This window comes from Pseudoglutamicibacter albus (genome assembly GCF_022346425.1).
In the GTDB taxonomy this organism is placed as follows: domain Bacteria; phylum Actinomycetota; class Actinomycetes; order Actinomycetales; family Micrococcaceae; genus Pseudoglutamicibacter; species Pseudoglutamicibacter albus.
Map to the genome: position 1 here is coordinate 159,025 of NZ_JAKRCW010000003.1, position 12,167 is coordinate 171,191.

Sequence of the window (12,167 nt, forward strand, 5' to 3'; positions counted from 1 at the left end):
AGGACCCTCTGTGGGATTCATCTCCACGTTCCGGGAAGACATCAAGAACGCGCGGGAACACGATCCGGCGGCGCGCTCTGGCGCCGAAATCGCGATCGTGTATTCAGGTCTGCATGCCATCTGGATGCATCGGCTGGCACACCGCATGTGGAACGCGTCGCCGTTGTTGAGGCTCCCTGCCCGGGCCCTTTCGCAGCTGACCCGCTTTGCGACCGGCATCGAGATCCACCCTGGCGCGCGCATCGGCCGCCGCTTCTTCATCGACCACGGCATGGGTGTCGTGATCGGTGAGACCGCGGAAATCGGTGACGATGTGATGCTCTATCACGGCGTGACCCTTGGCGGGCGGTCGCTTGCGAAGATCAAACGGCACCCGACCATCGGTGACCGCGTCACTATCGGCGCTGGCGCGAAGGTTCTGGGTCCGGTTGTGATTGGCGCGGATTCGCAGATAGGCGCTAACGCGGTTGTGGTCAAGGACGCCGATCCAGGGTCGATCATCACAGGCGTGCCAGGTAGGGCGCGTGCGGCTAAACCGGACGAGCGCAAACCGGCGGTCGATCCGGGCGAATACGTCGACCCGGCGATGTGGATCTAGCGGGCTGGAATTCGGGCTCTAAACTGGGGCGTTCGATGTGGTGATTGCCACATCGGGCGCCCCAGTTGGGTAAATCAGAAAAACTAGGGTAAGGTGAATGTTCGTGCTCAGGGATCGAAAGTGAACTGAGAACAAACAGTTGGGTCTATAGCTCAGTTGGCTAGAGCATCTCGTTTACACCGAGAGGGTCGGGGGTTCGAGTCCCTCTGGACCCACCAGAAGGTCGTTGTTCAAACCGGCAACATTACCGGTTTGAGACCTCGACTCAGCGGCCCGCCCCTCGTGGCGGGCCGCTGTTGTCTGCACACCCGGGTCGAAGAACGCGTTGAACGGTTCGCCTGGCTCACCGATCACGGTGCCCTCTTCGCTGAGGTAGAGCTTGTCGAAGAACGCCTGGTTGGCGATGCGCCGCAGCGAGTCATCGATGCTCATGTATAGCTTGTAGCAGTCTCTGCCCAGTGCGAGGCAGTCGTCCAGGTGGGCACTTGCCAGTTCGTACTCCATGTCACCGGCTTCGATCTGTGCTTCGAGGAACGCGAGCCGTCTGCCGATGCGATCCTGCTCTGACTTGAGGAGATCAAGCGGCACCGCCCCCGCGTAGTGGGCTTGCAGAAGTTTGGAACGCTCTGCCTGGAGGTCGTCGTGTTCGAGCACGTGTGCGTTGCGTTCTTGCTTGACGGTGGCGTGGAGTTGAGAGAATTGCGCGGTGATGAGGCTACGCAATCCCTGGATGGTGTGCTCAGGGATTTGGATGCGCCGGTAGTAGTCTTCGACCGCGGCTTCAACATCAGGCACATACATTGCTTTGCGTTCACCGTTGGTGCGTTTGGCGTGACGACCGGCACAGATGAAGTACGGGTAGATGACGCCACGGCGGCTCTTGGCGTTGGTGACCATGAGTCGGGAGCCGCACTCACCGCAGAACACGGTGTCTTTGAGATAGTGATCGTGGGTTTGGGTTTTCTCGCCTGATACTTGTTTTGCGCCGAGCACTGATTGGACTCGGTACCAGACTTCGGGGCCGACGAGTGGTTCGTGGATGCCGTCGTAAGTGGCACCCCGAAACGACACGCTGCCCTTGTAGTACGGGTTGGAGAGCATTTTCTGCACCGTCGATAGCGCGGGTGGCCGTGCTGGTCGTTTCGGTGTGGGCGGTGTGGTGAGGCCCCGGTCGATGAGGGCTTCGCGGAGCATTGCAGTTGAGTAGTTGCCCGTCGCGTATGCCTCGAATGCCCACTTCACGATCTCTGCACGTGTGGGGTCAGGTTCAACGATGCGCAGCTCGCGGCCGAGTTCATCGCGCGTGGTCACGTTGAGATACCCAATGGGTGCTTTTCCGTTGGTGCCACCGGTCATCGCTTTTTGGCTCATGCCCTTAGAGACTTCGTTGGCGAGGTTGCGGGAGTAGAACTCGGCGATGGTGGACATGATGCCGTGGAGCAGCATGCCCGAGGGAGTCTCGTCAATGTTCTCTGTTGCCGAGACCAGCATGACCCCGGCGTCTTTGAGCGCGACATGGATCGCGACATCATCGGCTCGGTTACGTGCCAGGCGGTCAACCTTGTGCACGATGCAATAGGCCACGTGGTTGGTTTTGACGTACTCGATCATCCGCATCAGTTCCGGGCGGTCGGCCTTCCGGGCTGATTCACCGGCGTCGACGAACTCTTCGACCACGATCGCGCCGAGGTCGCGGGCTTTGCGTAGATTCGCTTCGCGTTGAGCGGGAATAGAGAAGCCTTCGTCACGACCTCCGCGTTCAGCTTGCTCTTTCGTGGAGACGCGTAGGTATGAGACCGCGACGGCGGTGGTTGCACCGAGGTGCGTGAAGTCGTTGGCGGCAGGTTGCTGTGTGGTGCTCACGGGTTGTGTTTCCTCTCCCCATAGGTGGGGCCAACACGAGCAGCCTGTACCGCTCGTGCGGTGCGACTCGTAAAAGGAAACAAGACCTGGACGACTCTCAGCGGAGCCAGCCAGGTAAGCCACGATAGGCCAAACAGGACTGCGCACCACGGACAAGCCGAAGGCCTGACCGCTAGCTTCTTACGTCTCTAGATTCTATCTCACCGGGCTGACAGCTCCCAGATGCGCTGCCCGAGCCCTCGCGGCCGATGCGGGTCTGCTCGCTGCGAGTGAGAGCCATTCCGATAAAGACTTGGGCAAGACGTTGCAGGTCGGGGGATTCCCGAAGCTCGGCATGCACTTCATAGTCTCGCATTCGGGCCGGGAGACGCGGATCGGGGGCACTCATGACACTTCCCCGGTTTCAGGATCGAGTGTTCGGTAGAACTCATCTTCTTGTGCACGCCGAACGTTCACTTCAGCCAGCACGAAATCAGTGAACTCGTCATCGCGGTCCTCGATGACAATGTCTTCGACGTGCGGTGCCGGTTCTTCGCCGGGCCAGGTGGTCTGCCGCGTCGGGCGGTCTCGGTCGAGGCGTGTGCCGGAGGCTGCGACCCAGTCGCGAAGACGCTGTCGGGCATCCACGAAATCACGGTGCCATCCCAGAGGTGCTGATCCGTTTTGCTCTGGGTCGTAGGCACAGAGCCAGTGCAGGTGTAGTGCAGACAGCTCCCACACAAGTTCAGGGTGGTGATGCCAGAACGGTGGGATCACGCTTGCCGGGAGCCCATATGTTTTACGGACCCAGTCAACCCATCGGTTAAGTTCAAGCCACTCGGCCTCCAAATCATCAGCACTCAGGGGGTTCCAGTTCACCGGGTGTGGGGGCTCTGAGGAAACATCAAAACTCTCATTCCCGAGAGCATCAACGTCGATCTCATCAGGTCCAATGCTGTAGTCGCTCATGATCGCCGCCTCAGATCCCCATACCGGGTGAAGCAGCGCCGGAGCGTGACTGGGTTGGAAGATCGAATGCGGATGCATCGCGAGAAACCGCTTCGCGTTCGGCTGTCTTCCCTCTCGGTGTGCGGTCCACCTCGTACCGGGTGCGGGCCATGTCATGGTCGATTCTGCGAGCAGTGAACTCTTCGCCCTTGATAGTTTGCCCATCACGTTCGTAGGTGTATTCGCGAACGAAACCCTCCGCAATAAACCGGTCGCCCTTCGACAGTCGGGCATGCCCCTGCTCAGCAGCGGCCTTGAACGCGACAAGGTTGTGAAAGGTCGGCTCCAGCTCAGTGAACGACCCATCTTGTTCCTGGCGGAAATGTTCTTTGCCGACCTTCACGAACAAACGAGCATCCCCGTTCTCGGTGTAGGTCAGCTGCGGTTGCGATGCGATAAAGCCTGAAAAGGACTGCTGCGTGTGAATAGCCATCGGTCCCGTCCTCCTGACAACTCAGCGGCGGCCTTCTCGGTTTGAAGATCGCCCCGTGTCAGACAGGTGCACGACCCTCCCCAGCCCGGTCAGGGTTATGGGCGTTGTTGGAGGAAGGTTTCGATCTCGGTGCGGTCGGCGCGTAGTGTTTTCGCGTCGTCACGAGTGACCCATGATCGGAGGTTGGTGACGTGAGGGGGTTGCTTGGTATTCATGGTGATGTCTCCTGTTCATTCGTGATGGAAATCGGTTGGGGCAGCCATCGCCCCACGGTCGAGGGGTGCACCCCGAAATGTGTGGCGATGCGCTTGTTTGACCAGCCCTGCTCGCGAAGCCCAGCAGCAACCGTGCGCCGGTCCAGCTCACCCGGATCGGGGCTGATGGAAGGTGCTTCATCAGTGGACGGCGGCGTCGCAGTGCTAGGAGAGTCAGGAACGGGAAGCCACGCGGCATCCTCCTGCTCGCCATCGACATCTGCTTCCTCGACGAACTCCAGGGTGGTCGCGGCCGTGGACGGGAAACTGTTCGGGGCGATCGGGCGTGTGAGGATGACGGTCAGATGAGTGATCGCAAGGAGCACCAGTGGCGGCACTGCGGCAACAGCGGCGGCCAGTAGCCCTGGTACGTCGGCGTCGGCGGCGATGACTGCGTGCAGCGCATTCGCGGTCACGGATACGAGCGCCCCTGCGGCCAGTAGCATCCACGGATACCAGGCCGCACGGTGACCAGCCAAAGCAACGACGGAGACAGTGGCGACGACGATAATGCCGTCCACGATCAACGGCCACGCCCACGCCTGCCCCTCACTAATCCCAGACCTACGCGCGAGGTCCGCCAGCGCGGTGAACGACAACCAGAACGCGCCAAGGGCGATCAACACCGTTCCTGCCACGGCGGTACTCACCGCGAGCCGCCCACCACGCCGCAACATCGGGGTCGTCATGCAATCACCCGGCCCAGAGCCTGCTGCGGTGGAGAACGGCGCGGTGCCAATTCGTTGCCTGCTGGCTCACGAGGAGCGGAATCGGTGGGACGGTATGCGGAGCGGATCGTGGTGCTGATCTCCCGCGCTCCCAGTCCCGCGTGTGCCGCCGCAGGCCCCAGCGCCGCGAGGGTGTCACGAACGGCAGTGTTGTTTTCGGCGAGGCGGCACGCTGCCCAGAACAAGCCCCGGTTCCGTTCGCCCTCACCCAGGGCTGCGACCCACCGTTCCAGCCGCTGCACATCAAGACCTCGACGCGGCTCCATCCAATCTTGGTGGGTAAGTGAGGGGCGTGGTGGGTCGAGGAAGTCCCGCAGGCGAGACGCATCCACCGGCGATGGTTCTATCAAGCCGGTGCTTTGCAACTCGTACGGTCTCAAGTGACCATCGGGCTGGCGCACCTGTGACGGCGGGGCGAGGATGTAGCCGCCGGTGCCACGAAAATCGATCTGTGCCGTGGGTGCCTGCCACGAAGGCTGCTCCCGCGAGGTACCGGAGGGGAAATAGACGTGCAACCCGCCCGACGGGGTGCGCACCAGCGCCGCCCACCCGTGCACGATTCCTTCGCGGCGTGCACGCTGGAACGCAGGGAACCCAGAACCGCTTGAACTGATATCGACGTCTACGACCTCGATGCCCGAGGCGGGACCGGTGGGGATCGCGAGATTCGCGCTCGGCCACCGATCCCACCACGCCGACACTTGGTTCAGATCGGTGGTCGCGTCATGGAAGCCACGCCTGGTCAGAGGGCGTTTTTCACCCGGTACGCATGGAAACACCGGCACCCCGGCCGACGCGAGCAACCGCGCAGCATCCAGCAGTGGTAGGTGCTGAATGCGGGCGAGAGCATTGAACACGGTCGCCATGTCACAGCCCCCTCACCGGTTCACGGCTACCTACAGCCGAGGGCGGTGACGGCTCAGGCAATGGTTGTGGAGTTGAGTGCTGACGCGCTTCGCGTCGCGATGTGTCCCGCACCAGACCGGGAGGGTCACCAGCCCCAACCTGTACGGTGTCGAGCTGATCGAGAATCTCGGTCGCGGCCTTGCGCACCCGTTCACCGGCAGCCTGTACGACTTCGACCGGAGATGAGTCCTTCACGGTGCTGGCCCAACCGGTCACGTACGGGATCGTGTAACCAGCAGTGTCCATTCCATGCGCAGCACCCAACATGAGGGCAACCGACTCGGCCTCCACCTCACCAACCCCGCGATGCCCTGATGTATCGGGATTATTCGGTCCGTGGAGCATCACATGTGCCAGCTCATGCGTGAGCGTCTTCACCTGCGCCGCAGCTGACATGTTCTCCCGCACCGCGACCGTGTTCGCACCGTAGTCGGTGAGCCCGTTCGCGCCGTGGATCATGCCCTCATGCGGTACCCGCAGCACCGTGAACCCGCGGGCCTCAATCTGGGCAGCAAGGCCGTCCCAGAGCCCATCGGGGGCTTCGCCTTCCAACAGCACCGGCAATGGGCGTTCAGGAATTGGCTCACCCGAGGTCTGCGAAACATCCCACACGTAAGCGGGTTTCACCCCGACAATCTTCGAACGGGCGACCTCACCCGCGCGCGGTTTCTCACCGCGTTCCAACCTGCGCCACGACGCCGCATCGGCAGGAGTTGCCGAAGCAAACCGAGCGGTGACCGGGGCGAAGATCATGTACCCCGACTGGCCCTTATCCACCTGACGGCCGAGCGTTTGCCACTGCCGGAACCCCGCCACATACGACGGCTCCGCAACGGGTACGCGCCCGTCCTCGAACGCATCGAGATGCTGGGACCAGATCAGCAATGTGTTGTTGAACGACCGCGACCGAAACCTCGCCGCGAACGTCATCGCGCGCTGCCAATCCTCACCAGTTACGAGGCCATCGACCGCGCTGGCCAAGCGCTCCTGGATCCCGTCAAGCTTCGCTTCACGCGCTGCTCGTGCTTCCTCCCACTTCTTTGCCATCGCGTCCGCCTCTCCCAGAAACCTGTCTGTGCACAGGCCACCGTTCGAGCAGGGCCTGCGACTACCAGGTACGCCGGGAACACATGGGCGACGAGACGGAAGTCAAAGTACGGGACGACCGCCAGGAACAACACTGAACCCGACAGTCCTTACCGGCTTACCAGTCAAAATCCAGCCTCGGGCGGCGGTGTCGCGGAAGACGTCCCGAAGGACACCGGAGATGTCCCATTCCCGACCGCTTCCCGTCCATGCATCACGGGCCAGCTTCGCAGTCTGACACATGGGATCGGGCAATGATTTCGTTCCTCATTGCGGGATATTTGTAGTCGGCGTGGTTCGTGAATTTAGTGGCTCACCGCATAGCACATATCTTTGCGCGGGCTATTGAGTGAGGCGAGCGAGGGGCGGGTCGAGTTCTGGGCCGCCGTTGTCGTGGGCGATGATCCACTGGTCGTGGAGCCACATGTGGGTGTGGCGGCGGGCCTCGGCACTGTTCCAGGCGACGTCGCGCTCGAACGTGACCACCTGGCCGTGCTCGCTGACGATGACCCAAGCGTAGAGCCCGTTGGTGTGTGCCGTTTTGACTTTGATTCCGGCTACCACTGCCTGTTCGTTCCGGCCGGTTCTGATCAGTTCATCGTGGCGGTCGATCCACCGCTCGCTCAGCCGAGCCGCGTAGTCCGCGTCGACTCTGTTCAGGAAGCCGAACGCGATGTTGCGGGCGGCGTTAGCCTCTGGCAGCGTGTGCTCGGCGACCGTGGCGGTCTGATTGGTGTAGCCATAAAGGATGCCGTCGGCGGTGCCGATCACGGTGGTGACGTGTTCATGTCCGTAGGTTAAGCCCGGGGTGCGCTGGTAGCGCGTGACGGTCACCTGAATGTTCTCATGCAACTCGTGCCGAACGAACTCGTAGGTGAAATCTTCTGGGATTGTCAGCCCGGCCGGTAGCGTGCTGGTGGCGTGAGTGGTCATGATGATGATTCCTTTCGAGAGCGGCGGGATGAGGTTTGAATGGGGTGGGTGCGGGAGAGGATAACAAGAGCTGCGGCAGCCACCGACATGAGCCCAGAAGTCACCGCGGTTGAGGGCACCGAAGCCGCTGTTGTCGTAACGATGGCGGGCGCGATGCTGGCTCCGAAGAAGAGGAAACAGGTATAGAGAGCTGTGGCTGACCCTTGTGATTCAGGGGCATGCCCGGCGAGTGTTTGGATCATTGCCGGAGCCGCCACGGCGACGGCTGCGGCGACGCCGAACATCGCTATCCCCGTGCCGATAACGTTATCGGGTACCAGAGCGACGGCCGCGGCGGCGATCCCGGCCATGATGAACGCGCCGGTGAGTCTGCGCGGTGGGGAGACGCGGCTCAGCCACCGAGTGCCGAACGGAGCCCACACCAAAGCGGGCAGCGCGCTGGCCCGCAGGAGGAGAAGTTCACTGCTGTCGGTCACGGCAGCAGCGCCGATCGCGGTGTAGAGGGCGATCATCGGCCCGAGCACCAGCACTGTCGCGACAAGCAGTACGATCACCGGTACTCGCCGGAGGAGGCGACCGAGGATACGCGCCGGGTTGTTGGCTGTCTGAGAAGAAGGGATGTCGGGGAGGAGCACGGCCCTCACTGCGAAAGCCGAAAGGGCGAGGGCTGCGGCGCCGAGCCAGAAAAACCACGGCCAATCCAGACGTTCGGTCGCCACCTGTGCGGCGACCTGTCCGATCACCGCCGACGCGAGAAAGGAGCTTGTGAGCACGGTGATCGACACAGCACGGCGCGCTCGTGCAGGTCTCGCACCGAGGTAGGCGAATGCCGCCGGAGCGAAACTCGCCGCCAAAGCCCCCTGCACGGCCCTGCCGGTGAGGAACCACGAGGCGGTGGGCGCAACGGACGTGGCCACCGTCGCGACGCTCAACGCGCACAACCCCACGAGCATGACTCGCCTGGGCCCAAAGCGATCCACCGCAGGCCCCCAGGCGATAAACCCTGCGGCGTAGGCGATTCCGAACGAGGTCTGCACCCAGGCGACCGCACCACCAGCAAAATCGAACGACTCCTGCACCGGCGCGAACAAGGGAATCGCCCCGTACAGCTGAGAGAGCACCACGATCGCGGTCACTGCGATCACGGTCGCCGTCGCACCGAACGGAGCCACACGAGTCTCGGCCTTCTGGTGTTCCTGGACTGTCATGCCACCACCATACCAACCAACCAGTTAGTTGGACAACTATCTAGTTGGTTGCATCGATGGTTGGTGACCCGTAGGGTTAAGAACATGACGATCTCGGCGCAGGCGGCACGCACCAGAGAGGCCCTGTTGGTAGCGGGGCGCACCGAGTTCGCCGAGCACGGGCTCGCGGGTGCTCGCACGGATCGAATTGCCGCGCTGGCACAGGTGAATAAGCAGCGCATGTATGCGTACTTCGGGAACAAGGAAGGACTCTTCACTGCCGTTGTTGCAGATGCCCTCAACGATTTACTAGAGATCGTTGCCTTACCTAATCAAGGGACCCGCACCGAGAAGGTGATCGAGTACGTCACCTCAGTGGCCACATATCACCGGCAACATCCCGAACTCTTGCGCCTGCTGCAATGGGAAGCCCTGGAACTGCGCCCGGGCAACGAAATTGACAGCGAGCGACGTGAGAAGTACTCCAACAAAGTCGACTCCTTCGCGGATGCGTTCGGGCTCCAACGCTCACAGGCAGCGCATATGCTCCACGCGATCATCGGGCTCGCGGCCTGGCCTGTCGCGATCCCGCAACTCACCCAACTCATCCTCGGGCAGACTCTCGACACAGCACTCGATACCGCTGTTCAATGGTCTGCGAACTTTGCGGCGACACTCGTGCGCGAATAAATATGACGAGGGTATCTCGCGGCCGACGAACCCGATCCTGTACGAATGGAACTACCGGGCTGATTCTGCGGAGTGCTCCACCAAAGACGTCGGCAAAACTAGATAGTGGCGTCAAACACGTGCGGTTTCTGCAAGCACAGTGATCGTGCCGGGCGAGAGGAGGGATCCGCCGAATTGGCACCACCACGCCCGGCTCCCCGGTCATTTCTCGCCGAGGTGCATCCGTCGGTAGTCGCTCGGAGTCATGCCCACGCACTCTTGGAAGGCCTCATTGGCGCGGCTCCGACTCGCCCAACCAACCCTGCGGGCGGAGGCATCGATCGTCAAGTGAGTTTCACACAGGAGGTGGGCCATCTCCTCGACCCGCAGCATCGTCAAATATGCCAACGGGGTCTTGCCGTAGGCCTCGGTGAACACGCGCGAGAGTTGTTTCGGGGATAGATGCACCCGAGCTGACAAGACATCCAGGGTCCAGTTCGTGGCGATGTCACTGGCCAGAGTTGCGCGGGTTTGGTGGGCCTCATCTCTGGCCGGTGCGAAATTTCGGCACCTGGGTAGCGTCGGGCGGGAGTGAGCGCGCTGCGTGCGGCTTTGCCGTATCGGCGTGACCTTCACGAACGGAGTGACCACGTCAGCGATAGCGAACCACAGTGCCTGCATGCGATGGAAATGATGCGCGAATCCGCCATCGATGCTGCGCGCGACGAGTTCGTCCAGCCACGGCATCAACATGCCGGTGCGGTCTTCGCCAAGCCGGAGCACTTGCGAGGGTTCGCTGTAGAGAGCCTTAGTGAACCGCTGCGCATCTAAGCGATCGTGCAGCAGCCAGGCGTGTTGCCAGAACACCTGGTCGATCACATAGTCAGTGTCGAGGTAGATCGTGGTGGCGGTGATGTGACCTTCCGGTTCACTGCCACAGAGCACGTTCGCGCCGAGCACCACGACGTCACCGGCCGTGACGATCCGTTGCCCGAACTCACTGAACAGTAGTGCGCTGCCGTCCCGCACTATGATGACTTTCACGCAGTCGTAGGCGATAGGCCCGATTGGGCGATGCAAGGTGCGAGTTCTCGCCAGAACCGGATGGAATCCATGAGCTGACTCGCCTTGCCTGAACTCATACTGCGCCTTGGCAGACCAGGAGCATGCTGGGTCCATACCATCAAATACGCGCTTCGTCGTCGTGAACGGACTCGGGGGTGACGGCCAGCCGCCTATTTGTGGGACTAAACGTCATCACCAGCACAGTCGCAATAGCGGCGGCAATCAGCGGAACGAGGGGCGATAGCGCATACAAGGCAGTCGCGGCAGTGGGCGCAATGATGAACGTGAGCGCATTGGTGGCGGCGACGAGACCTGCCACGCTGCCTTGTTCTGAGGAACCAACTGCAAGCGACACCCCCGCAGCGACACCAGGGGTGGCCATCCCAATGCCCACCCCTGTGATGAACATCGCCACCAGCACCGAGGAGGCACCCCAGTCTGGGACCAGGAACAGGATTCCGATGGCGCTGATGACAGCTCCGACACGGATATACCGAACTGGTTGCCACCGCAGGCGCGTCACAGCGATCGCCTGGCTGAGCAAAAGTCCCACCCCCGCGCATACGAATGCGGTCCCCGTGACGAGCACTGCCTGTTCGGTGCCCAGGAATAACCGGTCCTGAACCAGGAACCCGACGAGGATCTGGATGAAGCCCAAAGCGGTGTATTGGCCGAAAGAAACAATCAGATACGGCCGCACCCGCGAATCCGTTGCGGAGACCTTCCGGGGTGGTTCTTCTTGAACAGGTACGGCGGTGCGCTTCATCCAGATAGTGACTATGGCGAGAGTCAGCACTAAGAGGATCGGGACTGCCCACAGCGCGACGGGCAGAGAAATTCCACCGAGCAGGCCACCAATGATGGCACCTGCGATAGATGATGTGCCGACACCCGCACCGATAGCGGCCATACCGCGTACCCGTTCGGTGGGGTCTGGGGTTATGGAGGCAACATAGGCTTGTGCGGTCGGGAGGACGGCCGCTTCGGAAAGACCGAACCACACCCCTCGGACCAGCAGTAGAACCACGAAAACGACCCCAGCGGAAGCAATCCCAAGAAAACCTGCGTGTGCGACAGCCGCAAAGACCACCATCGCCAGAGTCGCGCTACAGATCGTCGAGATCAAGATCAGTCGTGCACCGACCCGTTGGGATAGCCGCCCCCAAAACGGGCTGGCGACGGCAACGCACAAAGCCGCAACCGATACCCCGACCCCGATCTGCCATTCAGGCATACCGATGACCCGTGACAACGGTGCGATCAGCGGGTTCATGACCGTCATCACGGTATACGTCAAAAAAACAGTGACGAAGATGATCGGTATCTGGGATGCTGATCGCCCGCGGGTTTTCATTACGGAATCCGGTTCAGCCGAAACGACCGCGTCGTAACCTGCCGCAGAATCACGGTCTTCAGGTTTCTGCATGTCCAACTCACCATCCGCCCATAACTTCAGCG

General features: G+C 61.6%; 12 protein-coding genes and 1 tRNA gene. 3 read left to right on the forward strand and 10 right to left on the reverse strand.

All coding sequences use genetic code 11. The features are described from left to right. The first annotated feature begins 10 nt into the window (after positions 1 to 10). Together epsC and MHJ63_RS03290 are read left to right on the forward strand one after the other, a co-directional pair. A complete protein-coding gene (gene epsC, locus MHJ63_RS03285) occupies positions 11 to 598 on the forward strand; it encodes a serine O-acetyltransferase EpsC (RefSeq protein WP_035754261.1) in 588 nt (195 codons plus the stop codon). A 141-nt stretch (positions 599 to 739) separates the two neighbouring features. Then, positions 740 to 816, forward strand: a tRNA-Val gene (locus tag MHJ63_RS03290). Here the strand turns inward: MHJ63_RS03290 and MHJ63_RS03295 are convergent. The 8 genes from MHJ63_RS03295 to MHJ63_RS03330 form a co-directional block, all read right to left on the reverse strand. Next, positions 773 to 2,611 (reverse strand): recombinase family protein, encoded by a 1,839-nt coding sequence (locus MHJ63_RS03295; RefSeq protein WP_338110371.1) that lies wholly within the window; start codon positions 2,609 to 2,611, stop codon positions 773 to 775. The two genes, MHJ63_RS03290 and MHJ63_RS03295, sit on opposite strands and share 44 nt — an antisense overlap. Positions 2,612 to 2,845: 234 nt before the next feature. Beyond that, positions 2,846 to 3,409, reverse strand: a complete 564-nt coding sequence (locus MHJ63_RS03300; RefSeq protein ID WP_035754253.1) for a hypothetical protein — start codon at positions 3,407 to 3,409, stop codon at positions 2,846 to 2,848. Positions 3,410 to 3,419: 10 nt separating this feature from the next. Continuing rightward, a complete protein-coding gene (locus MHJ63_RS03305) occupies positions 3,420 to 3,881 on the reverse strand; it encodes a single-stranded DNA-binding protein (RefSeq protein ID WP_035754251.1) in 462 nt (153 codons plus the stop codon). A 211-nt stretch (positions 3,882 to 4,092) separates the two neighbouring features. Then, positions 4,093 to 4,824, reverse strand: coding sequence for a DUF2637 domain-containing protein (locus MHJ63_RS03310; RefSeq protein WP_052048186.1), 732 nt, complete (start codon positions 4,822 to 4,824; stop codon positions 4,093 to 4,095). After that, entirely contained in the window at positions 4,821 to 5,729 is a 909-nt protein-coding gene (locus tag MHJ63_RS03315) for a bifunctional DNA primase/polymerase (RefSeq protein WP_035754249.1), read from the reverse strand. Before MHJ63_RS03315 ends, MHJ63_RS03310 begins: the two co-directional genes overlap by 4 nt. A gap of 1 nt (position 5,730) precedes the next feature. Further along, positions 5,731 to 6,816, reverse strand: coding sequence for an ArdC-like ssDNA-binding domain-containing protein (locus tag MHJ63_RS03320; RefSeq protein ID WP_035754247.1), 1,086 nt, complete (start codon positions 6,814 to 6,816; stop codon positions 5,731 to 5,733). 381 nt (positions 6,817 to 7,197) lie between these two features. Then, positions 7,198 to 7,788, reverse strand: coding sequence for a hypothetical protein (locus tag MHJ63_RS03325; RefSeq protein WP_035754245.1), 591 nt, complete (start codon positions 7,786 to 7,788; stop codon positions 7,198 to 7,200). Beyond that, positions 7,785 to 8,996: an MFS transporter gene (locus MHJ63_RS03330; RefSeq protein ID WP_084590272.1), complete on the reverse strand. Its 1,212-nt coding sequence runs from the start codon at positions 8,994 to 8,996 to the stop codon at positions 7,785 to 7,787. Before MHJ63_RS03330 ends, MHJ63_RS03325 begins: the two co-directional genes overlap by 4 nt. Before the next feature lie 84 nt (positions 8,997 to 9,080). Here MHJ63_RS03330 and MHJ63_RS03335 point away from each other — a divergent pair, with 84 nt between their 5' ends. After that, the gene (locus tag MHJ63_RS03335) at positions 9,081 to 9,665 is read left to right on the forward strand and encodes a TetR/AcrR family transcriptional regulator (protein ID WP_052048184.1); all 585 of its coding nucleotides are present in this window, start codon (positions 9,081 to 9,083) and stop codon (positions 9,663 to 9,665) included. Positions 9,666 to 9,866: 201 nt separating this feature from the next. Here the strand turns inward: MHJ63_RS03335 and MHJ63_RS03340 are convergent, their stop codons facing one another. Then, positions 9,867 to 10,823 (reverse strand): helix-turn-helix transcriptional regulator, encoded by a 957-nt coding sequence (locus MHJ63_RS03340; protein ID WP_084590270.1) that lies wholly within the window; start codon positions 10,821 to 10,823, stop codon positions 9,867 to 9,869. A 4-nt stretch (positions 10,824 to 10,827) separates the two neighbouring features. Then, positions 10,828 to 12,135, reverse strand: coding sequence for an MFS transporter (locus tag MHJ63_RS03345; RefSeq protein ID WP_035754304.1), 1,308 nt, complete (start codon positions 12,133 to 12,135; stop codon positions 10,828 to 10,830). Positions 12,136 to 12,167 lie beyond the last annotated feature (32 nt).

Coding starts and splice junctions, on each gene's coding strand:
- MHJ63_RS03300 (WP_035754253.1), bottom strand. CDS start 3,409: ATGAGCGACTACAGCATTGGACCTGATGAGATCGACGTTGATGCTCTC.
- MHJ63_RS03330 (WP_084590272.1), bottom strand. CDS start 8,996: ATGACAGTCCAGGAACACCAGAAGGCCGAGACTCGTGTGGCTCCGTTC.
- MHJ63_RS03345 (WP_035754304.1), bottom strand. CDS start 12,135: ATGCAGAAACCTGAAGACCGTGATTCTGCGGCAGGTTACGACGCGGTC.
- MHJ63_RS03320 (WP_035754247.1), bottom strand. CDS start 6,816: ATGGCAAAGAAGTGGGAGGAAGCACGAGCAGCGCGTGAAGCGAAGCTT.
- MHJ63_RS03325 (WP_035754245.1), bottom strand. CDS start 7,788: ATGACCACTCACGCCACCAGCACGCTACCGGCCGGGCTGACAATCCCA.
- MHJ63_RS03315 (WP_035754249.1), bottom strand. CDS start 5,729: ATGGCGACCGTGTTCAATGCTCTCGCCCGCATTCAGCACCTACCACTG.
- MHJ63_RS03305 (WP_035754251.1), bottom strand. CDS start 3,881: ATGGCTATTCACACGCAGCAGTCCTTTTCAGGCTTTATCGCATCGCAA.
- MHJ63_RS03340 (WP_084590270.1), bottom strand. CDS start 10,823: ATGGACCCAGCATGCTCCTGGTCTGCCAAGGCGCAGTATGAGTTCAGG.
- MHJ63_RS03335 (WP_052048184.1), top strand. CDS start 9,081: ATGACGATCTCGGCGCAGGCGGCACGCACCAGAGAGGCCCTGTTGGTA.
- MHJ63_RS03310 (WP_052048186.1), bottom strand. CDS start 4,824: ATGACGACCCCGATGTTGCGGCGTGGTGGGCGGCTCGCGGTGAGTACC.